This is a genomic window from Nannocystis sp. RBIL2 (assembly GCF_026626745.1).
Taxonomy (GTDB): domain Bacteria; phylum Myxococcota_A; class Polyangia; order Nannocystales; family Nannocystaceae; genus Nannocystis.
Genome location: NZ_JAPNJW010000002.1, coordinates 2,272,489 through 2,296,006 on the forward strand (window position 1 = coordinate 2,272,489; position 23,518 = coordinate 2,296,006).

A 23,518-nucleotide genomic window follows, 5' to 3' on the forward strand; every position below is an offset into this window, starting at 1 on the left:
TTGCGCCGCCCCGCGCAAGGCGACCCGATCGCCGCGTTTTCAGGTAACCTCGCAGTCACGACCAGCGGGCACATCGCCGGCAAGTACAGGATGATCCGGCGCCTCGCGGGTGGCGGCATGGGCGAGGTGTATCTCGCCGCGGCCGACGGGCCCGCGGGCTTCCGCAAGCCTGCCGTGATCAAGCGGATCTTGCCGCACTTCGCGAACGACCCCGAGTTCGTGCAGATGTTCGTCAAGGAGGCGCGCCTCGCCGCCGCGCTCGACCACCCCAACATCGTCCGCGTCTACGACTTCGGCGAGGCCGGCGGCAGCTTCTTCTACGTGATGGAGTACCTGCACGGCGACAGCCTCGCGGGCCTGCTGCCGAAGCTGGCGCAGTCCGACAGGCGACTGCCGCTCGTCCACGCGCTGACCGTCGGCCTCGGGGTGTCGGCCGGCCTTCACTTCGCCCACGAGCTGCGCGGCCCCGACGACGCGCCCTCGGGGCTGGTCCACCGCGACGTCTCGCCGGCCAACGTGTTCCTCACCGGCGCTGGCGAGGTCAAGCTGCTCGACTTCGGCATCGCCAAGGTCATGTCGTCGACCGGCGTCACGCGCGACGGGGTGCGCAAGGGCAAGGTCCCGTACATGTCCCCCGAGCAGTGCATCGGCGAACCGCTCGATCGCCGCAGCGACGTGTTCGCGCTCGGGATCCTGCTGTACGAGATGACGACGATGACGCGGCTCTTTCGCGCGGACAACGAGTTCGCGACGATGAACCTGATCACCTCGGGCGAGGTGCCCCCGCCGTCGCGCCGCGTCCCTGATTATCCGCCCGCGCTCGAGGCGGTGGTGCTCAGGGCGCTGAGCCGCGACCGCGAGCACCGGCACGCGACCGCGCTGGCGCTGCACGAGGACCTCGAGCGCGTCGCCGACGAGCTCGGCCTGCGCCCCTCGCCGCTCGCGCTCGGCCGCTTCGTCCACGAGCTCGTCGGCGAACAGGCCGCGCCGTCGCTCCCTGCGCTGCCGGCCGATGACGCGCAGACGGTCCACTTCTTCGCCGCCCTCAACGACGCACTGACCACGCGCGACGGCCCCCCGCCCGACGCTCCGGTCCCTGTCGCGTCGACGCCCACGCCGACCGCGACGTCGTCGCCGACGCAACACGAGCCGGCGCGGCCGCGGCGTTCGCCGGTCGTGCCGCTGCTGCTCGGCGGCGCCGCGCTGGTCGCCCTCGCGCTCGCGTGGCGCCCGTCGAGCTCGCAGCCCGCGGCGCTCGCCGGGCCCGAATCACTGGACGTCGACGCCCCATCTCCGGCGCCCCCCGTCGTGCCACTGATCGCCGCGCCGCCTCCCGCATCACCACCGACGCCCCCACCGACCGACGCGAGCGCCCGGGCGCCGGAGCCGACGCCGGCGGCGCGTCCGAACAAGGCCCGCAGCGGCAGCAAGAAGAAGCCGGCCAGGAAGGACAACGTGCTCGATGCGCTGCGGCCGAGCCACTGATCGCGCCCTCGCGCTCGGCCTCGCGGCGGTCCTCGGCCTCGCCTCCGGCCCCGCCCGCGCCGGCGGCGAGCCGTTCCTCGTCGATCGGGCCGCGCGCGCCCACTACGACCGCGCCGGCCGTCACGCCGAGAAGGGTGACCTGCGCCGCGCGGCCTCCGAGCTCGACGCGGCCTACGCGATCGAGCCGCACCCCGAGCTGCTGTTCATCCGCGCCGAGCTGCGCCGGCAGCTCGACGAGTGCGAGGCAGCGGTGTCGCTGTACCGCCAGTTCATCGCCACCAGCCCCTCCGAAGCCGCGACCCAGCAGGCCCGCGACGGCATCGCCGCGTGCACGCCGGCCGCCCCCGATCCGCTGCCCGACCCGCTGCCCGAATTCCTGCCCCCGCCCGAGCGACCGCCGTGGCACCGCGACCCTGCCGGCGGTGTGCTGCTCGGCTTCGGCGTCGCCGGGGTCGTCGCGGCCACCGCCCTCGCCGGCGCGGGCGGATGGACCTACCAGGACGCGACGCAGCATTATCTGCAGAGCGATTATCAACAGCGCCGCGGACAGACGATCGCCATGCAATGGGCCGCCGGCGGCGCCGCCCTGCTCGGCGCCGCCCTGCTCGTCGGCGCCGCCCTGCGTTACCGCGCCGTCCGTCAACGCGAGCGCCGCCTCGGCGCCTGGCTCTCGGGACAGGGCGCCGGCCTCGTCGTCGGCGGTCGCTTCTGATCCTCGCCAGCGCCTCGGCCCATGCACCCGTCGGCGCCTGTCTCTCGGGACATATCATCCCTCATCGCCGGCGATCGCCCCTGAGCTCCGTCGACGCCTCGGACAGTGCGTGACCTTTCATCGCCTGCCTCTCGGGACATCTCATTCCTCGTCACCGGCGATCGCCTCTGAGCTGCGCCGGCACGTCCGCCCATGCGCAATCCGCAACGCCGCCTGGCTTTCGGGACAGGGCGCCGGCCTCCCACGGTCGCTTCCGAGCCTCGGCGCCTGCCTCTCGGGACAGGTCACACCTCACCCGCGCTCGCTCCGAGCGATGCTCGCCCCACCGATGCTATCCTCGCCGACGACCTCGATGCCGCCTCATCAAAACACCTGGAGGGCCGACCGGTGGAGCTGAGATCCAGCCGGGCAGTGTCGGCGGGGTGGCTGGCGCAGCTGCTGTCCGAGGCGGAGCCCCCGCTGCGGCGCGGCATCGCGGCCGAGCTCGGCCTGAGCAAGCTCGAGGAGCTCGAGCCCGACGATCGTGTGCCGCGCCACGTGCTCGACGATCTGTGGACGCGGATCCCCGAGCTCAGCGGAGACCCCGACTTCGGCCTCCACTTCGCCGAGCGGGCCAGCCCGCGCGCGCTCGGCCTCCTCGGCTACCTCGCGCGTCGCAGCGCCACCATCGGCGAGGCGGTCGCCCGCGTCGTCCGCTTCCAGCGGCTCATCATGGACGCCAGCGACTGCGACGCCGTCTTCGCCGACGACGGCGCGCTCACGATCGCCGACGGCCCGCAGACGGGCGCCGACCCGTGGCCGCGTCACCTCGCCGAGGCGGTCATGGGTTGCTTCCTCACCCTCCCCGCCGCGTGGTCGGGCGCGCTCGTCCGCGCCGAATCGGCGGACTTCCAGCACCCCGAGCCGCCCGACCTCTCCGGGCACGTGGCGCTGTTCGGCTGTCGCCCGCGCTTCTCCCGGCCGCGCAACCAGATCGTGCTGTCGGCCGCGACCGCGCGCCTGCCCATGCGCGACGCCGACGCGGCGCTGGTGGGCTACCTCGAGCAGGCCGCCGAGGCTCACCTCGAGGCGGTGCCGCACCCCGACGAATGGGTCGAGCGATTGGTCGCCGCGATCGAGGCCGAGCTGGGCAGCGGCCTGTCGCTCGCCTCCGTCGCCGAGCGCCTGCACGTCGGTCGGCGCACCCTGCAGCGACGCATCGCCGAGCTGGGCCTCAGCTATCAGCACCTCGTCGATTCGGTGCGGCGCCGACGGGCCGAGCAGCTCCTGCGCGACCCGCGGCTCGGGCTCGAGGAGATCACCGAGCGCCTCGGCTTCGCCGACCCGAGCGGCTTCCGGCGCGCTTATCTGCGCTGGACCGGCACCACCCCACGCGGGCGTTGACGCGAGCGGCCCCAACTTTGGCGCCGGCGGCTCTGGGGGTCGCGGCTGCCGGCTCCTAGCTTCGGCCCGCCATGCGAGCCCTGATCCTTGCGCTCTTCATCCTGCCCGGTTGCATCGTCACGCGCCTTCCCGCCCCGACTGCCCGCCTCGCCGCCGACGAGCAGCACCTCGCCGCGCCCGCCGAACCGCCGGCCGACGAGCTCGCCGCCCTCGACGACGAGTTCGAGGACCCGGCCAGCCTCGCCGCCTGGCAGTCCTTCAGCCGCGCCGAGGGCTGGCCCGATCAAACCAAGCAGCTCGACGTGGCGACCACCAGCCCGGGGCACCTCACCTTCGTCCCCTTCACCAGCTTCTGGCTGTTCGACTATCACGCCCCGTTCCTCTTCCGCGAGGTCACCGGCGACTTCATGGTGACCACGCGCGTGCGAGTCACCGGCTCCGAGACCGAGGTGCCGCGCCGCAAGTATTCGCTCGCCGGATTGATGGCCCGCGCGCCGCACCCCGAGGGCTCGCGCGCGTGGAAGAAGGGCCAGGAGCACTGGATCTTCATCACCACCGGCACCGGCGACGGCGATGTGCCGCAGATCGAGACCAAGAACACGGTGCATAGCAAGAGCCGGCTGCAGCTCTCGCCGGGCAAGTCCGGCTGGGTCGAGCTGCGCCTGGTCCGTCGCGGCGCGACTTTTTTGCTGTTCCGCCGCTTCGAGGGCGAGGCCTGGGTGCTGGCGCGCCGCGAGGACAAGCCCGACATGCCGGCGACCCTGCAAGTCGGCCCGATCGCCTACACCGACTGGGACTCGTCGCGGTCGTACTTCGTCTGGGGCCGCGTGCGCGCCTACAACCGCCGCGTCCTGGACCGCGGCCGGCCCGACCTCACCGCGCGCTTCGACTGGATCCGCTTCCGTCGGCCCTGACGCGTGCGCCTCAGGCCTTCACGCGCGACGGGCGGCCGAGCTTGCCCAGGCAATGCACGAGCGCGTCACGCAGCTTGCCGAACACTGCCACGCGCGTCAGGTCGACGCCGAGCGACACGATCGTCTGGGCGATGACCGGGTGAATGCCGGTGAGGATGCCATCCGCGCCGAGCAGACGGATGGCCTGGATCATGCGGATCAGGTGGCTCGCAGTGCCGGTGTCCACCACCTCGACGCCGGTGAGGTCGAGGATCGCGAAGCGGGCCCGCGTGCGCGTGACCGCCTGCAGCAGGTTGTCCATGATCTCCGCCGTGCGCACGGTGTCGACCAGGCCGACGATCGGCAGCGTGATCACGCCGTCCCACACCTCGATGATCGGCGTCGACAGCTGGCGGATGACCTCTTGCTGGCGCTCGATCAGGTCGAGCTTGGCCCGCAGCTCGAGCTCGGTGCGCTTCGACTCGGTGACGTCGAGCGCGATCGAGATCAGCGCCAGCTCCTCGTCGTCCAGCGTCGGCAGGCTCCAGCCCAGCCAGTGCATCCCGTACACCTCGGTGTGCACCGCCAGCGAGACCTCGCCGGCGATCGCCCGCCGGATGTCTTCGACGTTGGTCAGCTCGCCGTAGAGGTCGAAGTAGTTCTGGCCGACGAACTGGTCGCGCTTGAGCCCGGCGGTCTGCAGCGCCTTGCCCCGCTGCAGCACGAAGTTCGACTGCTTGTCGATCGCCCACACCGCGAGGTCGAGGTTGTCGAGCATCGCCGCCAGCATCCTCGACTCGATCCCGAGGCTACGCAGCTGGCGCTGCCGCGCAGTCACGTCGTGGCCGCTCAGCGTCGTCCCGACGACCACCCCCTCCTGGCCGCGCATCACCTGCGACCACGCCTCGAAGTGCAACGGCTCGCCATCGGGGCGAGCGACGATTCGCACCTCGGGATCCTCGCTATCCCCCACCAACGCGCTCTCCCAGGCGTCGGGGTCGCCAGCCACCGGCAACACTTCACGGATGAGACGGCCGACCGCCTCGTTGGCGGCGACGCCGAATGCTCGCTCGGCCCGGAGGTTCCAGCCCGTGATCCGAAGAACATCGTCCAGCTCGATGGTGATCAGGGGAGCAGCGTTACTGCGATCGTCCACCCGGCGAGAGTATCGAGACTGCGGAGGGGTTTCCACGCATCCGCGAGGGCGGGAGAAGCGCCCGGGGTCGGTGTGTGTGCGGGTCGCCAGCGCTGGTACCCCAATGCACGGACCCGCGCGACGCTCCGGCGTCACCTGACCCTCGGGACATCTGCGAATGACGCTGCGAGCCCGACGCACAGGTCCGACCCGGTCGCAGATCGGCGCCGCCCGGGCGGCGGAGCGGCCGCCACGCGAGCCCTGCGCCGCGTTCGCCGCGCCTGCCACTGCGCACAATTGCCCCGCGCAGTCCGGCGATGCGTCGCCGCCTCCACATTCGAGCCCGATCGGCCGCGCCCGTATCGGGGCGAGCATCAGCACGCCACCATTCATTCGCTGTCATGGACATGTCCCAAGGGACATGTCCGTATCGCTGCCGATCCGTCGGTAGCGGCCCCTGGTGCCCGGGTCGTTCAGCACCCCGTCGAGGTCGAGAAGATGCCCTGCGCGCCACCCGACCGGCTATCGCCTGTGTCCGGCCGCAGTGCCGCCGAAGCGAGCCCCGCTTGCCGAGCCGCGCCGGGCCGACGCCGCACCCGGGCGGGCCGCTCGCCCGGGTTGCTGCACGCGCGAGTCGGCCCATACACGCCCCGTGGCAAAGACCAACAAGTTCCCCCTCTCCGTCATCCTGCTGCTAGGAATCGGGCTCATCCTGGCGATCTTCAGCCTCTGCTACACGCGCGCACGCTCCAGCGAGCGCGGCACCAGCCGCGACGACACCCCGGCGGCCGAGATCGGCGCCGCCCCTCGCGAACGATGAGCCTGTCCAGCGGCCTCGATCGCCGCAGCAGACATTTGCCGTACGACCCCATGGTCCGGCGAGCCTCAAACGGCCCGCTGCTGCATGCGCACCAGCCTCTTGCCGACGTCCACGATCGTCTCGATCACCGGGATGAGCGCGCGCCCCAGCTCGGTCAGCGCGTACTCGACGGACGGCGGCGAGCTCGCCACCACCGTCCGCGAGATCACGCCGTTGCTCTCGAGCGCGCGCAGGCGGGCGCTCAGGACCTTCGCCGAGATCTTCGGGATGTCCGTCCGCAGCTCGCTGAAGCGCCGCGGCTCGCCGCTCAGCCGCCACACGATGTTGACGGTCCAGACCCCGCCGAGCAGGCGCATGCACTCGGTCAGCGGGCAGATCGGCGGCAACGGTGGCGCTTTGTTCTGGCGACGACGCAGCATCGGGACCTCGCGGCAGGTTACCAGCCGGAAACTCGAAACTCGAGTTACCCCTGGTAACGAGGTACCTCGGGGAAATTTCCGGTGATATACCGAGCCGGCGACCGCACGACAGGCGTGCGGCGCCGTCGTGAGGTGCTGCATGATCATCAACTTCTTGCGCTTTCGCTTCCGTGACGAGGTCGACGAGCCGACGAAGGCACACGCGCTGAGCGTGCTCCGGGGCATCGCGTCGTCCGAGTCGGTCGTCTTCTCCGTGATCGGTCAGGACCTCGGAGATCCAGCCGCCGGCTACACCCACTCGTATTGCATCGGGATCCCCGACCTCGCCGCGCTGGCCCGTTACCTGCGCGAGCCGGTCCATTGCCAGGGCGACCGGTTCTTCCTCCCGCTGCTGGCGAAGCTCTCGCGCAGCGCGTCCTCGGACGACCTCGATCCCGGGCTGCGCGACAGGATCGGGGCGCTCGTCCGCCAGCGACTGGAAGACGACCCGGAGTGGGCGGCCCTGTTGGCGGGCATCCCCGACGTGCAGCTCGGCTGACGGCAAGCATCCCGTGCACGAGCCCCCGACCACCGGGGCTGCTGTGGACATTGGAGACCCGGCGTCGACCCTCGCAGGTGCTGACATGACCCGGGCGAGGGTGAGCTCCAGGTCGAGGCGCCGTGGTGGCGCGATTGCGCCGTAGCGACCGTCCTCGCGGACATCCGCGGCCTCCGACGGAACCAGGGGCCACCCTTCAATCGCTGACTCGATCGCCCACGGCCTGCCCGGAATCACGGGCGAATGTCCGCGAGGCACGAATTCGCGCCTGTCAACACCCGGCGGGCGGTGTGGACATTCCCCTGTTCAAAAGATCGCCGTCGACGCTTTGACGGCGTGCGCCGTCTCCTGAACAATGTCGCGGATGGTCGCTCCGCGCGCGCTCTGGGTCGTGTCGGCATTGTTGAGTCCGGCTTGTTTCTCGCCGTCCGGGTCGGAGACCGGATCGAGCAGCGGGACGAGCTCCGAGCCGGGGACGACCACCACGTCCACGACCACCGGCACGACCTCGAGCACCACCTCGACGACGACGATCGAGCCGACCACGAGCCCGCTCACCGGCACGACCACCGACTCGGGGCCGACCACCACCGACCCCACGACCACCGAGCCTGCCAGTGCGAGCAGCACCGAGCCGGAGACCTCGACCACCTCGACCACGACCACCGCCTCGACGACGATGCCCCCCGAGCCCGTCTGCGGGGACGGCGTCGTCGACGGCTTCGAGCAGTGCGACGACGGCAACACGGTCGAGACCGACGACTGCGCCAGCTGTCTCCACGCCTTCTGCGGCGACGGCATCGTCCACGCCGGCGTCGAGGAGTGCGACGAGGACGGCGACAACTGCGAGGTCTGCGTCCGCGTGTACATGCGGATGTTCGTGTCGAGCGTCCAGATGACGGCCGACCTCGATGGCCTCCAGGAGGCCGACGAGCGCTGTCAACAGCTCGCGGACGGCGCCAATCTCAAGGGCCGGTTCATGGCCTGGCTCAGCACCGACGCCCAGGACGCCGCGGATCGCCTCGAGCACTCGCAGCGGCCCTACAAGCGGGTCGACGGCATGCCCCTGGCCGACCACTGGACCGACCTCGTCACGCAGATGACCCTCGACAACCCGCTCAACGTCACCGAGAAGGGCGCCAAGCTCGGCGCCGACTCCGGCTGCGGGCTGTGCCAGGTGTGGACGGCGACCACCCCGCAGGGGATCGGCCTCGACGACGACTGCTTCGATTGGAACTCCGCGCTCGTCTCCGACGGGGCCGTCGGCGAATGCACGGTGAAGGACGCCCGCTGGACCCAGGGGTGCGCGCCGAAGCAGTGCAACCAGATGGCGCGCATCTACTGCGTCGAGCAGACCCCGTGACGCCGCGGCCTCACGCCCCGCGGGCCCTGGCCCGCACGGGCGGCGGCATCTCGGCGGTCAGGAACGCGTCGGCGCTGATGTCCTTGAGGCCCGCGCCGCGCAGGAAGCACTGCTTCTTCAGCGCGTTGACGCGGTCGGGGCTGCCGCACAGGAACACCCGCCAGCCCTTGAGGGACGGGAACAGCCGCAGCGTCACCTGCGTGAGGTCGCCGATCTCGAGCTCCTCGGATGGCTCTCCGGACATGGCGCATCGGACATATCTGAAGTTTCCTGGACCATCGACCATGCCCTTGAGTTCATCCACGAGGTAGAACCCGGCCGCGTCGCGGGCCCCGTGGATCAGCGCGATCGGGCCGGTGTGGCCGCGGCGGCGGGCGTCGTGGACGATGCCGCGGAGCGGGGCCAGGCCGGTGCCGGTGCCGACCAGCAGCAGCGGCTGCTCGGGCCGGCCCTCGGTGTAGAAGCAGGCGCCGGCCGGGCCGCGCAGGCCGACGCGCGTGCCTGGTTCGGCCGCGGCCAGCCAGCGGCTCATGCGGCCCTGCCGGTGGACGCGCACGTGCAGCTCGAGCGCGCGCCCCTCCGCGGGCGAGCTGGCCAGCGAGTAGGCGCGGACCTGGTCGCCCTGGATCAGCTGCACGTACTGACCTGGCCGATAGGACAGGTCCTCGTCCGGCTCGAGGCGGACCCGCACGATCGCCGGGCCGATCTCGGTGACCGCGGCGATCGACGCGCCGATCGCCGGCGGCGGGCCCTCCTCGATCACCAGCTCGCCGGTCGGGCGGGACATGCACGACAAGAACCAGCCCTGCTCGCGCAGCGCCGGGGCCAGGCCCTGCTGCGCCAGCGGGCCGGGGTCACCGGACACCGCGCGCAGCATGCAGGCCTGGCACGCGCCGGCGCGGCACGACGACGGGACCGCGGCGCCGCCGCGGAGGAGGCCCTCGAGCGCCGTCTCACCTGGCTCCAAGACCAGGTCGAGGTTGCCGCGGCGGATCCGTCCGGTCATGGCTCACACCGCCGGGTCGCGGTTCAGGACGTCGTTGCGGACCGACTCGGCGAGCGCGCCGACGCGGGCGATCTTGTCGTCGGTCACGCCGAGCTCCTTGAGCGTGCCGGCGAGGTGGCCGACGACCGCGTCGAAGTGAGCGTCGCCGATGCCCTCGGCCACCAGGTGGGCGTGCGCCCGCCGCATGTCGCGGCCGGTGTAGTGCGCCGGGCCGCCGGTGACCATCGTCAGGAACGCCTTCTGCTTGGCCGCCTGCCGCTCCATGTCGACGTCGTCGAAGAACGGCGCCAACAGCTCGTCGGCCATGACCTTGCGGTAGAAGATGTCGACCGCGGCGTCGATCGCCACGGCCCCGCCCAGCTCGTCGTAAAGGCTCGTCATCGCTCTCTTGCTCCCTTCGGCGTCGCGCCGAAAAAGTTGTATCCTTAATACATATTTTCTGTCCTCGAGGCCAGCGCAGATCATGCAGCTCACACAGTTCACCGACTACGCCCTCCGCACCCTCCTCTTTCTGGCGGTGCATCGGGACCGGTTGGTGCCGGTCGCCGAGATCAGCGCCGCCTACGGGATCTCGAACCACCACCTGGTCAAAGTCGCGCACCAGCTCGCGCGGCTCGGCTACGTCGAGTCGGCGCGCGGGCGCGGCGGGGGCCTGCGGCTCGCGCGCGACCCGGCCGACATCAGCGTCGGCGAGGTCGTGCGGGCCACCGAGCCCCACTTCCACGTCGTCGAGTGCTTCGACCGGGCCCGCAACACCTGCCCGATCGTCCCCGCGTGCGGCCTCATGCGCACGCTGGCCCAGGCGCGCGAGCGCTTCCTGGAGGTCCTCGATGGCCAGCACCTGGCCGACCTCCTGCAGGACCCGGCCCGGGTCGACAAGTTGGTCAAGATCTGGACCCGCACCGGCAGCGCCACGCGCCGCCAATTGGCCTCTTCGGAATGAAGGGTCTATATCCCGGCGTCATGACCCGCGCCCTCGCCACCACCGCCGAAACCCCTGTTTTGCCGCGGATCCTGCTGCGAGACGGCGAGGCGGTGACGGCCCAGGGCCCGGCCCCCCAGGCGCGCGCGGGCGCGGCGGCGGCCACCACCGCCGGCCTGCGCGTGGTGATCGCCGGCGGCGGCACCGGCGGGCATTTGTTCCCCGGGATCGCGCTGGCCGAGGAGATCCGGGCCCGCGGCGGCGAGGTCCACTTCGTCGGCACCGCCCGCGGCATCGAGGCCCGCGCGGTGCCCGAGAATGGTTATCCGCTCGAGCTCATCGACGTCGCCGGCATCAAGGGCCGCGGCGTGACGGGCCTCGTGCGCGGGCTCCTGCGCCTGCCGCGGGCGTGGTGGCAGAGCCTCTCGCTGCTGCGCCGGCTGCGGCCCGACGTGGTCGTCGGCGTCGGCGGCTACGCCTCGGGGCCGGTGGTGGCGACCGCGTCGATGCTGCGGATCCCGACCGCCATCCTCGAGCAGAACAGCATCCCCGGGATCACCAACCGGATCCTGTCTCGCCTGGTGCGCAAGGTGTTCTGCACCTTCCCCGACGTCCGCAGTCGCTTCCCCGCGCGCAAGGTCGTCCTGGCCGGCAACCCGATCCGCCGCCAGATCCTCGGCCAGCTCGTCGCCGCCGGCGAGACCTCCGCCGCGCCGGCTGCGGCGCACGGCCCGCGCCTGTTCGTGTTCGGCGGCTCGCAGGGCGCCCGCGCCATCAACGACGCCGTGCTGGCCGCCCTGCCGGGCCTGCTGGCGCAGCTGCCGGGCCTCGAGATCTGGCACCAGACCGGCAAGGGCGACGAGGAGCGGGTCAAGGCCGGCTACGCCGCGCTCGGGCTCGGCGAGCCGCGCGCGCGCGTGGCCGCCTTCCTCAAGGACATGGCCGCGCCCTACGCCTGGTGCGACCTCGTGCTGTGCCGCGCCGGCGCCACCTCGCTGTCGGAGCTCACGGCGGTCGGCAAGCCCGCGGTACTGGTGCCCTTTCCGCACGCCACCGACAATCACCAGGAGTGGAACGCCCGCGCGCTGGTCGACGCCGGCGGGGCGCTGCTGCTGCGCGAGTCGGAGTGGACGCCGGCGGCGCTGACCGGCGCGCTCACCAGTCTGCTCCAGTCGCCGGAGCGGCTCCAGACCATGAGCAACGCCATGCGCACCGCGGCGCGGCCCGAGGCGGCGCGCACGATCGTCGACGCCATGAGCGCGTGGCGGTGAGTGCCCAAACTCTCGCCTGAGGGGCCTGGGGGCCCGAGAGCGCGCGGCTACTATGCGCTCCGCCGATGTCCGCCGTCGACCCGATCGCCGCCCTCCTCGCGCCCACCGACACCTTCGTCCACCGCCACATCGGGCCACGCCCCGACGACATCGCCGCGATGCTGCAGACGCTCGGGCTGTCGTCGCTCGACGCCCTGGTCGAGGAGGCCGTGCCCGGCTCGATCCGCATCGCCGGCGGCCTCGACCTCGGCGCCGACGTCTGGGCCGACCGCGAGCCCGGCGAGGCCGAGACTCTGGCCCGCTTCCGCAAGCTGATGCAGCAGAACCAGGTGCTGCGCTCGCTCATCGGCATGGGCTACTCGGCCGCGCACACGCCCGGGGTCATCCTCCGCAACATCCTCGAGAACCCGGGCTGGTACACGCAATACACGCCGTACCAGGCCGAGATCTCGCAAGGCCGCCTGGAGGCGCTGATCAACTTCCAGACGATGATCAGCGACCTCACCGGCCTGCCGCTCAGCAACGCCTCGCTGCTCGACGAGGGCACCGCCGCGGCCGAGGCGATGGCGATGTGCCTGCACGTCGCCGGCGGCAAGAAGCGCGCCTTCGTGGTCCAGGACGACTGCCACCCGCAGACGATCGCGGTCGTGAAGACCCGCGCCGAGGCGATCGGCGTGACCGTCCGCGTGGCTGCCCCTGGGGACATGGACTTCAGGACAGGCGACGTCTGCGGCGTGCTCCTGCAGGTGCCCGACACGTACGGCCGGATCGTCGACCCGACCGCCCTCATCGCCAAGGCGCGGGCCGCCGGCGCGCTCGCGGTGGTCGCCACCGACCTGCTCGCGCTGACCCTGCTGCGCCCGCCGGGCGAGATGGGGGCCGACATCGCCGTCGGCTCGGCCCAGCGCTTCGGCGTCCCGCTCGGCTACGGCGGCCCGCACGCGGCCTTCCTCGCCTGCCGCGAGGAGCACAAGCGCCTGCTGCCCGGCCGCGTCATCGGCGTGTCCCGCGACGCGCGCGGCAAGCGGGCCTACCGCATGGCGATGCAGACCCGCGAGCAGCACATCCGCCGCGACAAGGCGACCAGCAACATCTGCACCGCGCAGGTGCTGCTCGCCATCATGGCCGGCATGTACGCCGTCTATCACGGCCCGCAGGGCCTGCAGCGGATCGGCGCCCGCGTCCACGCCCTGACCGCCGCGCTCGCGGCCGGCCTGCGCAAGCTCGGCCACGACACCGGCGACGCCCCGTTCTTCGACACGCTGACCGTCGCGCTGCAGGGCGTCAACGCCGACGCCGTCCACGCGCGCGCGCTGGCGAAGGGCTACAACCTGCGGCCGATCGACGCCGGCCGGGTCGGCGTCGCCCTCGACGAGCGCAGCACCGTCGAGGAGGTCGCGGCCCTGCTCGAGGTGTTCGCGGGCGGCGCGACGTCGCTCGACGTCACCGACCTCGCCCGCGGGGCCGAGCTCGGCTTCGGCGAGTGGACGCGCAGCAGCGAGTTCCTCACCCACCCCGTCTTCCACGCCTACCACAGCGAGCACGACCTCCTGCGCTACATCCACAAGCTCGAGAGCCGCGACCTCTCGCTCACGAGCTCGATGATCTCGCTCGGCTCGTGCACGATGAAGCTCAACGCCACCTCGGAGATGCAGCCGCTGTCGTGGCCCGAGCTGGCCGACCTGCACCCGTTCGTCCCGCGCGACCAGGCCGCCGGCTACACGGCGATGTTCGACGCGCTCGAGCGCTCGTTGAGCGCCATCACCGGCTTCGCCGCCGTCTCGCTGCAGCCGAACGCCGGCTCGCAGGGCGAGTACGCCGGCCTCCTCGTCATCCGCGCCTATCACCAGAGCCGCGGCCAGGGCCACCGCGACGTCTGCCTGATCCCGACCTCCGCGCACGGCACCAACCCCGCCTCCGCGGTGCTCGCCGGCTTCAAGGTCGTGGCGGTCGCCTGCGACGAGCGCGGCAACGTCGAGGTCGACGACCTGCGCAAGAAGGCCGCCCAGCACGCCGACAAGTTGGCCGCGCTGATGATCACCTACCCGTCGACGCACGGCGTGTTCGAGGCCCAGATCCGCGAGATCTGCGGCGTCGTCCACGAGCACGGCGGCCAGGTCTACCTCGACGGCGCCAACATGAACGCGCAGGTCGGCCTGTGCCGTCCGGGCGACTACGGCGCCGACGTCTGCCACCTCAACCTGCACAAGACCTTCTGCATCCCGCACGGCGGCGGCGGCCCCGGCATGGGCCCGATCGCAGTCGCTGCGCACCTGGCCCCGTTCCTGCCCGGGCACCCCGTGGTGAAGTGCGGCGGCGACCAGGCGATCGGCCCGATCTCGGCGGCCCCGTGGGGCAGCGCCAGCATCTTGTCGATCAGCTTCATGTACGTCCTGATGATGGGCGCCGCCGGCCTCACGCGCGCCACCAAGGTCGCGATCCTCAACGCCAACTACATGGCGAAGCGGCTCGAGGGCCACTACCCGGTGCTGTACCGCGGCGAGCACGGCCGCGTCGCCCACGAGTTCATCCTCGACCTGCGCCCGCTCAAGGCCAGCGCCGGCGTCGAGGCCGAGGACTTCGCCAAGCGGCTGATGGACTACGGCTTCCACGCGCCCACGATGTCGTTCCCGGTCGCCGGCACGCTGATGATCGAGCCGACCGAGAGCGAGCCGAAGGCCGAGCTCGACCGCTTCTGCGACGCGATGATCGCCATCCGTGAAGAGGTGCGGAAAGTCGAGCAGGGCCAGTGGCCGCGCGACAACAACCCGCTCAAGCACGCGCCGCACACCGCCGACGTCGTCACCGCCACCGAGTGGGCGCGCCCCTACCCGCGCGAGGTCGCCGCCTTCCCCGCGCCGTGGGTCGCCGCCAGCAAGTTCTGGCCGCACGTCTCGCGCATCGACAACGCCTTCGGCGACCGCAACCTGGTCTGCACTTGCCCGCCGATGGACGCCTACGAGGACTGAGGGATCGCAGCGGCGCCCGCGTCGTGCGCGACGCGGACGCCGATGTCCCTGACACCCGCGTTGACCGCCCCGCAGCGGGGCGGTAAGCCTGGCGCCCCGTGCTCACCGAGTTCCAGGTCAAGAACTTCAAGTCGATCCGCGACCTCCGCATCGAGCCGGGCCGCGTCACGGTGCTCCTCGGCGACAACGGCGTCGGCAAGAGCAACCTGCTCGAGGCCGTCGGCTTCGCCGGGGCCGCGCTCGCCGACAAGCTCGACCACGAGTTCCTCGCCAGCCGCGGCCTCCGCACCGCCGAGCCTCGCTTCACGCGCTCGGCGTTCGCCGTCGACGACGACACTCGCATCGACTTCCGCCTCACCCAGGCCCAGGAGCGCGTCGGCTTCCACGTCGAGACCTCGGCCTCGCGCCGCGGCTTCTGGAAGAAGGTCCTGACCGAGCGAGGCATCCGCTCGCCCAAGGAGACCCTGCTCCTCGACAGCTTCCGCGCCGCGTTCAAGGCGGTCATCCAGGGCGACGACGAGCGGGTCAGCGACGACGAGCTGGCGGAGTTCGTCGACGGGCGCCTGGCGCAGATGTTCCTGCTCGACAACTTCGATCCGCTGAAGTCGTTCCTGATCTACGCGCCCGAGCGCCGCGCGCTGCGGAGCTGCGAGCAGGACGGCCAGATCCTCCCGCTCGGCGTCCGCGGCGAGGGCCTCGGCGCGCTGCTCAAGACGCTCGTCGCGGACCCCGAGCGGCTGGCCGAGCTGCGCGACTCGCTGCGCCTGGTCGAATGGTTCGAGGACCTCGGCGGCGAGCTCGCGCCGCACACCCTGCGGATCCGCGACCGTCACCTCGCGGAGGGCTTCGAGCTGCGCGGCGCCAGCGACGGCTTCCTCCTGCTGCTGTTCCACTTCGCCGTCGTCATCAGCCCCGACACGCCGAAGCTGTTCGCCATCGACGACCTCGACGCCGGGCTCGACCCCGAGCTCGCCGCCGAGGCGCTGCGCCGGTTGGTCGCGCTGGCGGCCCGACACGGCAAGCAGATCCTCGTCGCCGCGCGCGACCCCGCGATCCTCGCCGGCCTCGACCTCCACGATCCCGACCAGCGGCTCTACACCGTGCACCGCGACGACCGCGGCCACACCCAGGCGGAGCGCGTCCTCGCCCCGCTGGCCGCCGGCGAGGAGCGCCAGAGCGAGCTCTCGGAGGTGTTCAACCGCGTGCTCCTCGAAGGGCCGACGCCCAACTCCTGAGCGCCGCCATGCGAGTCGTCGCCGGGTCTCATGCCGCGTGAACCTGCCGCGGCCGCGCGCGCAGCCGCCACCCCGTCGTGGCGCGCTGCACAGCCGCGGTCCCGACAGGCCGCCGGCCATGCGGCTCGGACCATAATCGCCGGGATGCGTCGCTGCATCGTTCAGGTGCCTTTCATCGTCGCGCTCGGGCTCGGTTGTGCGCACGGTCCCCGCCCCGCGTTCGCCCCCGCGGCCGCGCTCGTCCCCGTCGAGACGCCGCGCAACGGCGCTGTCACTCTGGCGGTGCGCGAGGTCCCGCAGGCGGTCTTCAGCGACGCCAAGCGGGCCCAGAAGGTCGCGGCGGTGCTGCCGAAGCTGCACGACGTCGCCGCCAAGATCGTCGCCGACGATCGCCTGATCGGCCTCGCAGTCGGCGTCGTCGTCGACGGCCAGCTGGTGTTCGGCGAGGGCTTCGGCGTGCGTCACGTCGACGAGGGCGGCGCGGTCGACGTCCACACCGCCTTCCGGATCGGCTCGATCACCAAGGTGTTCTCCGGCATGACCGCGCTGCGGCTGGCCGACGAGGGCCTGCTCGACCTCGACGCGCCCGCGGCCCAGGTCCTGCCCGAGCTCGACAAGCTCGTCTATCCCAACGCCGACTCGCGGCCGCTGACCGTGCGCGACATCCTCACCCACACCGCCGGTCTGCCGCGCGACCCCGACCTGCCGCTCAGCGTCGGCGGCGCCCCGCATACCCGCGAGGAGGTGATGCAGGCGATCGACGGCATGTCGCTGCTGCGCCCGCCGGGCATCGGCTCCGAGTACTCGAACCTCGGCTTCGTGCTGCTCGGCCACGTCATCGCCGCTGCCGGCGGCAAGCCGTTCGGCGACACCATCCGCGACTCGATCCTCCAGCCGCTGGGCATGAGCGAGACAGTGTGGGAAGCGACCGAGTTGCCCGCGGAGCGGCGCACCCGGGGGCACGTCGCGGTCGACGGCAAGGTCGTCGCCACCACCTCGGGCCGTCACAGTGCGCTCAGCGCCGCGGGCGGCCTGTGGTCGAACGTCGCCGACCTCGCGCGCTTCGTCGCCTTCCAGCTCGACGCCTGGCCGCCGCGCGGCGACGCCGACGGCGGCCCGATCGCCCGCTCGACCCTGCGCGAGGCCCAGCGGCTCCGCGCCCTCCGCAGCTTCCGCGCGCGCACCACCGCCGACGAGGCGGCCACCGGCGGCGTCGAGGGCGGCGCGTCGGGCGTGGGCTTCCCGTGGAGCGTCGGCCACAACTGCGAGGCCTCCTACGTCGTCGGCCACAACGGCGCGCTCGAGGGTTACTTCGCGACCATCCGCATGTTCCCGTACGCCGGCGTCGGCATCATCGTGCTCGGCAACGCCGGCTGGACCGACACCGACGGGATCGCGGTGCAGCTGCAGCGCGTGCTCGCCGACGGCGGCCTGCTCGGGGCCCGCGCCGCCCAGCCGCTGCCCGAGCTGACCGAGGCGGCGCAGCGGATCGTCGGCCTGATGCCCGCGTGGGACGGGGCGAAGTTCGCCGAGTGGGGCACGCACGACTGGGCCGCCTCGGGCAACGCCAAGCTGCTGACCGCCGAGATGCAGTGGCTGCACGCGGGCCTCGGCGCCTGCACTCTCGGGGCGATCAAGCGCGCCACCAGCCCGTGGTCCGGCGTGTACCGGGCCAAGTGCGAGCACGGCGACGCGGAATTGACGGTCAACCTCACCAGCGCGCAGACGCCGAAGATCGCCGGCTTCACTCTCGGCTGGCTCGCCGGCAAGCCGGCCCCCGAGCTACAGACTTTGGCCGAGGCCGCCGCGCCGCTGCTCGGGCAATTCGACGAGGCCAAGTTCCTCGCCCACTTCTCGCCCGGCTTCCGCCGCTCCGCCCTCACGCGCACGATCGCCGACGTGCAGTTCGAGCACGGCGCGTGTCAGCTCGGCGATCCGCTCGAGGTCCGCGGCCCGCGCGAGGCCACCTACGCGCTCAAGTGCGACAGGGGCACCGCGAAGCTGGCGATCGCCGTCGACCGCGGACAGCCGACGCGGATCGTCTCGTTCCAGGTCGCCTCGACCGGCCCGCTGCCGACCTGCCGCTGAGGCGGTCGCGCGGAGCGGCGCGAATACCTGCCCTTTCGGACATGTGGACGTAGATCGATGCGCCGGGCGGCGCTCGCACATGTCTCTTCAGACATATGGTAAATGACCCGCCGCCGCGTCGCTCGCACCTCGCGACGAGCGCCGGTGCGAGCACGAGGTGCTCGCTCCCGGCGCTCTGAGCATTCGCGGCGCTCAGTTGCAGGTCGGCGCGACCTGGCCGTCGGAGCCGGTGTTGATATAGGCGTCGGACACGTAGCCGGTGCCGATGAAGTCCCACAGCGACGTCGTGCCGAAGGTGCCGGTCACCGAGGAGCCGTTCTTCTGGCAGGTGATCGTCACCTTGGCGCCGTTCGCCACCGAGCCGACCGCGGTCGCGCCGGTGCTCGGGGACGAGCGCACGGTCAGCGGCAGGCCGCTGGTGCTGACGGTGCCGGTCACGCCGCTGCCGCCGGAGCCGCACTTGTTCTTGCTGGTGTAGTTCTTGGTGCCGAAGAACAGCGCGGTCGAGCCGTTGAACACCGGCTTCTGCGCGGTGCCGTTCAGGCGCTGCTCGTAGTGCAGGTGCGGGCCGGACGAGCCGCCGGTGCTGCCGACGGTGCCGATCTTCTGGCCCTGGCTGACGCTCTGGCCGACCGACACCGTCTGCGTGTTGAGGTGCGCGTAGCGGGTGCGGTAGCCGCTGCCGTGATCGATCTCGACCCAGCGGCCGTAGCTCGTCGCGCCCTCGTTGGCCACGCGGGTGACCTTGCCCGCCGCCGCCGCGACCACCGGGTCGTTGACGTCGTCGGTGCGGTTGAAGTCGACCGAGTTGACCGGGCTGTGATTGGTGCGGGTCTGGCCGGCCCACACCTGGCCGCACGGGAACGGCAGCTGGAACGCCGGCGCGGCCGAGATTTCGGTCTCCGCGCGCAGGTCGTCGAACGCGTCGAGCTCCTCCGCGGACTCCTCACCCGCGGGCGGGCCCTCGTCCCACCACTGCTCGTCGCCGAAGAACGCGGCCGGGTCGGCCTCCGCCTCTTCGGCGGTCATGTCCTCGATACAGCCGCTGAGGGCCAGGCCGCTGGTGAGCGCCAGCGAGACGAGAAAGCGATGAGCGAGCACGGAGGAAATTCGGGTCATGGTCGGTGTCCTTCGCGGGCGAGACAGGTGCAGTCGTGGAGTCGGTCTCCACACGCGGAGCCGCGGGTTCAGCGGCTCCGAACGTCGTCCTGTCGAGTAACCGCGGCCCCGGTTTTCGATCACGGATATTTGCGCGCCACGGACCCTGCGCGCCCGCTCCGCGCGCACCTCCGCGTGTGTGTACCCGCGAACCCGGCCTGCGACACCGCGCAGCTCGGCCGGCTCAGCGCGTGGACGCCGTGCGCCGTCGGCCGCGGCGGATCCCGCACAACCCGAGGCCGACGAGGCCGAGCGTGCCGATGCCGTCCGGCCACGTGTTGGCGCGATCGGCCGCGCAATCGAACGGACCACCGTCGCCGCCCGAATCATCGGAGCCGCACGCCCCGGCGACGCACGCATCACTGACGCACTCGTCGTCGATCGAGCACGCAGCGCCCGCCTCGGCCTGTCCCAAAGGATAGATCTCGACGCTCGCCAGCGGGCTCGTGATCGAACCACTCGTGCCGCCGGCGATGACGACCCCGTAGCCCGGCACGTAGGTAGCAGTGTGCAGCCACCGCGGCGTCGACATCGGCGGCAGCAGGGTCCACGTGTCGCTCGCCGGGTCGTAGGCCTCGACGCTGCCCAGCACGCCGCCGGCCCCGCGACCGCCGGCCACCAGCACCTTGCCCGAGGGCAGGCGCGTGGCAGTGTGGTCGAAGCGGGCCTCGTGCAGCGCCGCCGCCGGCGCCCAGCTGTCGCTGACCGGGTCGTAGCGCTCGGCCGAGGCGGTGACGAAAAACGGATCCTGCTCCAGCGCGACGTCGATGCTGTGACCGCCGCTGACCAGCACCTCGCCGGAGGCCAGCAGCGTCGCCGCATGGCGCTCGCGCGGGGTCGCCATCGCGGCCGCCGCGGTCCACGTGTCGGTCGCCGGGTCGTAGCGCTCGGCGCTCGCCAGCGGCTCCTGGATCTCCGAGTCCCACGCAACCAGGTAGCCCCAGCGCCAGCCGCCGGCCGCCAGCACCCTGCCGTCGGCCAGCGCGGTCGCGGTCGGGCTGCTGCGCGCCTCGCCGAGCGGGCGCGCATCGGCGAGCGTGCCGGTACCGGGGTCGAAGCGCAGCGAGGTCTTGGGCGATTGCAAGCCGCCGACGATCAACACGTCGCCGTCGGGCAGCAGGCCGAGCGTCGCCTGCTCGCGGTGCGTCCCGGCCAGCGCCGGCACGTCGAGCCAGACGTCGGCCGACGGGTCGTAGACGACGCCGACGCTGGCGTCTAGCGCGAGCCAGCGACCGTCGCTCAGCCGCACCGCGTCGGCGTCCCACAGCTCCACCGGTGCGGCGGTCAGCGACGTCCAGGCGTCGGCCGCAGCGTCGAAGCGCGCCGCCGAGCGGGCCGTGCCCGTCGCCACGAAGCCGCCGGTGACGACGACGCCGAGGCCGGGGAAGTACTCGGCGACGTGCTGCGCGCGGGCCGGGTCCATGGGCGCCTGCAACACGGGCGCGGCCGAGGCGACGGCGGACAGCGTGCCGACGAGCAAGGACGAGAGTGCGGCGACGAGGCGGAGGTGTTCCATTGTCGCAGGTGTAATTGGAACGCCCACCGCGTAAATCAACGTCGCCGCCCGCCCCCTTCGACCCGAAGCACTTGCACGCGGGTGCGTGCGCCGCAGCACGCGAAATTCGCCCACACGCGTCGATGCGCAGCTCACGCGAACGCTCGCGCGCAAGCGGGTGTCGGCGAAGGCTCGGCGCTCCGAAGCGACATGTCCGAAAGGACATGCCACCGCATCACAGTATGCAGCGAATCGACGGGCTCAGAAGCGGCCCTCGAGCGACACCAGGAAGCGGTTCTCGGGCGACGGGATGCGCTCCAGAGTGCTCGGGCGCTTGTCGAGCCAGAAGTACAGGTCGTAGCGGACCTGGATCATGAAGGTCTTCTTGATCAGGTACGCGACGTCGACGTAGTTCCACAGCGACTGCTCGAGCAGCGTGTTGCTCGAGGTGTCCATCGACAGCCAGCGGACGCGGGCGCGGATCCGCAGCGGATCGATCGGCCGGGTGCTGATCGTGAGCCAGGCCTGCGAGTCGCGGCGGTACTTGGCCCGCTGGTCCGGCGTGACGTTCTCGTAGACGTCGGGGATGAAGCCCGGGACGTCGGGGTCGACCTTGAGCGGGTCGCCGACGAAGCGCTGCTGATAGCGGGGCACGATCTTGACCCGCTTGTGCGGCATGAACGCCATCTGCAGGTTGAACTTGAGCTGCTCGCCGACGCAGCGGACCGGCTCGCCGTTGACGTTGGTGTAGACCAGCGCCTCGTCGCTGTAGACGTCGCCGTCGAGGTCGTCGCCCGCGACCAGGTCGGACACGCCGACGTCGCCGCCGTAGCAGTACTGATGGCCGGTCTTGCGCATGTCCTTGTCGCGGTACTCGACCCACAGGGCCGGCAGGAACCAGCGGGTCACCAGATAATCGCCGCGCAGGTACGCGTGCATGCCCGGCGCCTTGGTCGAGGGCGACACCCAGGCGTTGACGTAGGTGCGGATGTTCGAAGCCTTGTTCGGCTTGCCGGTGTAACGGATGCGGGCGCCGGCCTCGTCGCGCGCGCGCTGGCCCTCGTACACGTCGGGCGACGCCAGCGGGCGCGCGTACGGGTTGGCGAAGTCCCTGTCGTAGTAGCGGACGATGGTCTCGATCTCGTGCTTGCCGAAGGTCGCGGTGTGGCGGACGATCGCCGCGAAGCCGCCGCCGCCCTTGCTGTCGCCGACACCGACGTCGTTGGCCCGCTTCATCGAGTCGAAGCTGCGCGTCACCTCGATGCCGAGGTCGCTCCAGCGGTAGCCCCACGCGCCGTTGATGCCGACGGCCCCGAACGGGCCGCCGAACGGGGTGCGGCTCCACTCCTGGAAGTCGTAGTCCTTGCCGCCGGTCAGCCACTTGATCGCGGTGCCGTAGCCGGTGGCGCCGACCCACGAGCGGCGGTTGAAGAAGTAGCTGACGTTGCCGCCGCTCGTGACCTCGCGGAACATCCGCGGCAGCGTCTGGTAGCCGAACTCGGACGTCGGCGCGAACGGGTCGGGCTGGCGCTTGTAGATCGCCGGGGCGTCGCAGCGCGGGTCGTCGCTGCGCGGGTCGTCGCACTTGTCGGGGTCGTACAGCTTGTACTGATAGATGCTGCGCGCCTGCACTGACGTCCACGCGTAGGCCTGCATCCAGCCGTGACCGAGCTTGAGCTTCTTGATACCGGCGGCGATGCCCTGCAGCGTCTCCTGCCAGCGGAAGTCGGGGGTGACGTAGGTGTCGCCGAGGTCGCCGTCGCACGGCGAGTCGGACAGCTCGCCGGCCGACTCCTTGCAGAGCCGGGTCAGGCGGACCGGCCGCGGGTAGATCGTGTTGTCGCGGTAGATGCCGTTCGGCGTGTAGTTGCGGGTGTTGTCGAACGTGAGGCGCTGGCCGAAGCCGATGCGGTAGGTGCCGAGGAGGACGTTGTAATTGTCGTCCTCCCACTGGACATAGACCTTGGGCAGGTAGCCGCGCGGGCGCGGCTGCTCGGCCGACAGCGCGTCGCGGTTGGGGTCGTAGCGGACGTCGTCGACGCGGCTGCGGGTGAGCACGCCGGCGACGCCGAGCCGGAGGTGGCGCAGGGTCTGGACCTGGCCGTCGAGCACCATCGCCGGCAGGCGGCGGTCGGGCGGCGACCAGGCGCTGCGCAGGCGGACCTTGCCGGACGTCGCGGAGTAGCGGCGGTTCGGCTCGACGATGTAGATGAACGCGGCGATCGCCTCGAGCTGATCGCGGTCGAGCACGCCGGCCAGCACCAGCGCGGCCGGGTCGTAGATGAAGCCGGCCTCCTGGCGGTAGCGGATGATGCCGTCGACCTGCTTGTAGGTCAGGTTCGGCAGCGTGAACAGCTCCTCGCGCGAGGCGCTGTTGAGGTTGACGCCGCGGCGCAGCAGCTCGACCAGGGTGTCGAAGGTCTCGCCGGAGATGTCGCCGGCGGTGTTGAGCTCGAGCAGGTCGTCTTCGTCGTCGACGTCGACGAAGGTCTCGTAAGGGGCCGCGGCCGCGCCGGCGGGCGCGAGCGCGGCGTACAGGCCGAGCGCGAGCGCGGGGGCGATCGCGCCGCACCGACGGGCGCGGCGGGGTGCGCAGGGAGCTGGCCGCAAGGACATGTGAGAGGTC

At 71.7% G+C, this 23,518-nt stretch carries 20 protein-coding genes; 12 read left to right on the forward strand and 8 right to left on the reverse strand.

Annotated elements, in window-relative coordinates; translation table 11 throughout:
* The 4 genes from OV090_RS34120 (at position 1) to OV090_RS34135 (ending at position 4,494) form a co-directional block, all read left to right on the forward strand.
* Complete coding sequence (locus tag OV090_RS34120; RefSeq protein WP_267708868.1) at positions 1 to 1,485, forward strand: serine/threonine-protein kinase; 1,485 nt, start codon at positions 1 to 3, stop codon at positions 1,483 to 1,485.
* A complete protein-coding gene (locus OV090_RS34125; protein ID WP_267708869.1) occupies positions 1,463 to 2,197 on the forward strand; it encodes a hypothetical protein in 735 nt (244 codons plus the stop codon). Before OV090_RS34120 ends, OV090_RS34125 begins: the two co-directional genes overlap by 23 nt.
* Positions 2,198 to 2,584: 387 nt before the next feature.
* Positions 2,585 to 3,580, forward strand: a complete 996-nt coding sequence (locus tag OV090_RS34130; protein WP_267708870.1) for an AraC family transcriptional regulator — start codon at positions 2,585 to 2,587, stop codon at positions 3,578 to 3,580.
* A 71-nt stretch (positions 3,581 to 3,651) separates the two neighbouring features.
* Positions 3,652 to 4,494, forward strand: coding sequence for a DUF1349 domain-containing protein (locus OV090_RS34135; protein WP_267708871.1), 843 nt, complete (start codon positions 3,652 to 3,654; stop codon positions 4,492 to 4,494).
* Positions 4,495 to 4,504: 10 nt separating this feature from the next.
* On the opposite strand, the gene OV090_RS34140 is transcribed toward OV090_RS34135, so the two are convergent.
* The gene (locus tag OV090_RS34140) at positions 4,505 to 5,629 is read right to left on the reverse strand and encodes a PAS domain S-box protein (RefSeq protein WP_267708872.1); all 1,125 of its coding nucleotides are present in this window, start codon (positions 5,627 to 5,629) and stop codon (positions 4,505 to 4,507) included.
* A 631-nt stretch (positions 5,630 to 6,260) separates the two neighbouring features.
* Here OV090_RS34140 and OV090_RS34145 point away from each other — a divergent pair.
* On the forward strand, positions 6,261 to 6,428 hold the full coding sequence (locus tag OV090_RS34145; RefSeq protein ID WP_267708873.1) for a hypothetical protein: 168 nt from the start codon (positions 6,261 to 6,263) through the stop codon (positions 6,426 to 6,428).
* 65 nt (positions 6,429 to 6,493) lie between these two features.
* On the opposite strand, the gene OV090_RS34150 is transcribed toward OV090_RS34145, so the two are convergent.
* On the reverse strand, positions 6,494 to 6,847 hold the full coding sequence (locus OV090_RS34150) for a helix-turn-helix domain-containing protein (RefSeq protein WP_267708874.1): 354 nt from the start codon (positions 6,845 to 6,847) through the stop codon (positions 6,494 to 6,496).
* A gap of 139 nt (positions 6,848 to 6,986) precedes the next feature.
* On the opposite strand from OV090_RS34150, the gene OV090_RS34155 reads away from it, so the two are divergent.
* The gene (locus OV090_RS34155; RefSeq protein WP_267708875.1) at positions 6,987 to 7,385 is read left to right on the forward strand and encodes a Dabb family protein; all 399 of its coding nucleotides are present in this window, start codon (positions 6,987 to 6,989) and stop codon (positions 7,383 to 7,385) included.
* 306 nt (positions 7,386 to 7,691) lie between these two features.
* On the opposite strand, the gene OV090_RS34160 is transcribed toward OV090_RS34155, so the two are convergent.
* Positions 7,692 to 8,045: a hypothetical protein gene (locus OV090_RS34160; RefSeq protein WP_267708876.1), complete on the reverse strand. Its 354-nt coding sequence runs from the start codon at positions 8,043 to 8,045 to the stop codon at positions 7,692 to 7,694.
* Positions 8,046 to 8,064: 19 nt separating this feature from the next.
* On the opposite strand from OV090_RS34160, the gene OV090_RS34165 reads away from it, so the two are divergent.
* Positions 8,065 to 8,748, forward strand: coding sequence for a DUF4215 domain-containing protein (locus tag OV090_RS34165; RefSeq protein ID WP_267708877.1), 684 nt, complete (start codon positions 8,065 to 8,067; stop codon positions 8,746 to 8,748).
* A 10-nt stretch (positions 8,749 to 8,758) separates the two neighbouring features.
* On the opposite strand, the gene OV090_RS34170 is transcribed toward OV090_RS34165, so the two are convergent.
* Together OV090_RS34170 and OV090_RS34175 are read right to left on the reverse strand one after the other, a co-directional pair.
* Complete coding sequence (locus OV090_RS34170; RefSeq protein ID WP_267708878.1) at positions 8,759 to 9,754, reverse strand: FAD-binding oxidoreductase; 996 nt, start codon at positions 9,752 to 9,754, stop codon at positions 8,759 to 8,761.
* Between the two features lie 3 nt (positions 9,755 to 9,757).
* Positions 9,758 to 10,135, reverse strand: a complete 378-nt coding sequence (locus OV090_RS34175; RefSeq protein WP_267708879.1) for a group 1 truncated hemoglobin — start codon at positions 10,133 to 10,135, stop codon at positions 9,758 to 9,760.
* An 82-nt stretch (positions 10,136 to 10,217) separates the two neighbouring features.
* Between OV090_RS34175 and OV090_RS34180 the strand changes: the two genes are divergently transcribed.
* The 5 genes from OV090_RS34180 (at position 10,218) to OV090_RS34200 (ending at position 18,239) form a co-directional block, all read left to right on the forward strand.
* Positions 10,218 to 10,697 carry an Rrf2 family transcriptional regulator gene (locus OV090_RS34180; RefSeq protein WP_267708880.1) on the forward strand — a complete coding sequence of 160 codons (480 nt, stop codon included), beginning with the start codon at positions 10,218 to 10,220 and terminating at the stop codon, positions 10,695 to 10,697.
* A gap of 20 nt (positions 10,698 to 10,717) precedes the next feature.
* Positions 10,718 to 11,947 carry an undecaprenyldiphospho-muramoylpentapeptide beta-N-acetylglucosaminyltransferase gene (murG, locus tag OV090_RS34185; RefSeq protein WP_267708881.1) on the forward strand — a complete coding sequence of 410 codons (1,230 nt, stop codon included), beginning with the start codon at positions 10,718 to 10,720 and terminating at the stop codon, positions 11,945 to 11,947.
* Positions 11,948 to 12,012: 65 nt separating this feature from the next.
* The gene (gene gcvP, locus OV090_RS34190; RefSeq protein WP_267708883.1) at positions 12,013 to 14,916 is read left to right on the forward strand and encodes an aminomethyl-transferring glycine dehydrogenase; all 2,904 of its coding nucleotides are present in this window, start codon (positions 12,013 to 12,015) and stop codon (positions 14,914 to 14,916) included.
* A gap of 98 nt (positions 14,917 to 15,014) precedes the next feature.
* The gene (locus OV090_RS34195) at positions 15,015 to 16,151 is read left to right on the forward strand and encodes an AAA family ATPase (RefSeq protein ID WP_267708884.1); all 1,137 of its coding nucleotides are present in this window, start codon (positions 15,015 to 15,017) and stop codon (positions 16,149 to 16,151) included.
* A 144-nt stretch (positions 16,152 to 16,295) separates the two neighbouring features.
* Entirely contained in the window at positions 16,296 to 18,239 is a 1,944-nt protein-coding gene (locus OV090_RS34200) for a serine hydrolase domain-containing protein (protein ID WP_267708885.1), read from the forward strand.
* A 192-nt stretch (positions 18,240 to 18,431) separates the two neighbouring features.
* On the opposite strand, the gene OV090_RS34205 is transcribed toward OV090_RS34200, so the two are convergent.
* The 3 genes from OV090_RS34205 to OV090_RS34215 form a co-directional block, all read right to left on the reverse strand.
* Positions 18,432 to 19,358, reverse strand: a complete 927-nt coding sequence (locus OV090_RS34205) for a peptidoglycan DD-metalloendopeptidase family protein (RefSeq protein WP_267708886.1) — start codon at positions 19,356 to 19,358, stop codon at positions 18,432 to 18,434.
* A 223-nt stretch (positions 19,359 to 19,581) separates the two neighbouring features.
* Entirely contained in the window at positions 19,582 to 20,913 is a 1,332-nt protein-coding gene (locus OV090_RS34210; RefSeq protein ID WP_267708887.1) for a kelch motif-containing protein, read from the reverse strand.
* Between the two features lie 240 nt (positions 20,914 to 21,153).
* Positions 21,154 to 23,508 (reverse strand): helix-hairpin-helix domain-containing protein, encoded by a 2,355-nt coding sequence (locus tag OV090_RS34215; RefSeq protein WP_267708888.1) that lies wholly within the window; start codon positions 23,506 to 23,508, stop codon positions 21,154 to 21,156.
* Between the last annotated feature and the right edge of the window lie 10 nt (positions 23,509 to 23,518).

What these genes read in the sequence shown, in the direction of transcription:
- OV090_RS34215 (WP_267708888.1), bottom strand. Translation starts at nt 23,508, where the DNA reads ATGTCCTTGCGGCCAGCTCCCTGCGCACCCCGCCGCGCCCGTCGGTGC.
- OV090_RS34205 (WP_267708886.1), bottom strand. Translation starts at nt 19,358, where the DNA reads ATGACCCGAATTTCCTCCGTGCTCGCTCATCGCTTTCTCGTCTCGCTG.
- gcvP (WP_267708883.1), top strand. Translation starts at nt 12,013, where the DNA reads ATGTCCGCCGTCGACCCGATCGCCGCCCTCCTCGCGCCCACCGACACC.
- OV090_RS34125 (WP_267708869.1), top strand. Translation starts at nt 1,463, where the DNA reads ATGCGCTGCGGCCGAGCCACTGATCGCGCCCTCGCGCTCGGCCTCGCG.
- OV090_RS34165 (WP_267708877.1), top strand. Translation starts at nt 8,065, where the DNA reads ATGCCCCCCGAGCCCGTCTGCGGGGACGGCGTCGTCGACGGCTTCGAG.
- OV090_RS34170 (WP_267708878.1), bottom strand. Translation starts at nt 9,754, where the DNA reads ATGACCGGACGGATCCGCCGCGGCAACCTCGACCTGGTCTTGGAGCCA.
- OV090_RS34180 (WP_267708880.1), top strand. Translation starts at nt 10,218, where the DNA reads ATGCAGCTCACACAGTTCACCGACTACGCCCTCCGCACCCTCCTCTTT.
- OV090_RS34175 (WP_267708879.1), bottom strand. Translation starts at nt 10,135, where the DNA reads ATGACGAGCCTTTACGACGAGCTGGGCGGGGCCGTGGCGATCGACGCC.
- OV090_RS34155 (WP_267708875.1), top strand. Translation starts at nt 6,987, where the DNA reads ATGATCATCAACTTCTTGCGCTTTCGCTTCCGTGACGAGGTCGACGAG.
- OV090_RS34135 (WP_267708871.1), top strand. Translation starts at nt 3,652, where the DNA reads ATGCGAGCCCTGATCCTTGCGCTCTTCATCCTGCCCGGTTGCATCGTC.
- OV090_RS34150 (WP_267708874.1), bottom strand. Translation starts at nt 6,847, where the DNA reads ATGCTGCGTCGTCGCCAGAACAAAGCGCCACCGTTGCCGCCGATCTGC.
- murG (WP_267708881.1), top strand. Translation starts at nt 10,718, where the DNA reads ATGACCCGCGCCCTCGCCACCACCGCCGAAACCCCTGTTTTGCCGCGG.
- OV090_RS34210 (WP_267708887.1), bottom strand. Translation starts at nt 20,913, where the DNA reads ATGGAACACCTCCGCCTCGTCGCCGCACTCTCGTCCTTGCTCGTCGGC.
- OV090_RS34200 (WP_267708885.1), top strand. Translation starts at nt 16,296, where the DNA reads ATGCGTCGCTGCATCGTTCAGGTGCCTTTCATCGTCGCGCTCGGGCTC.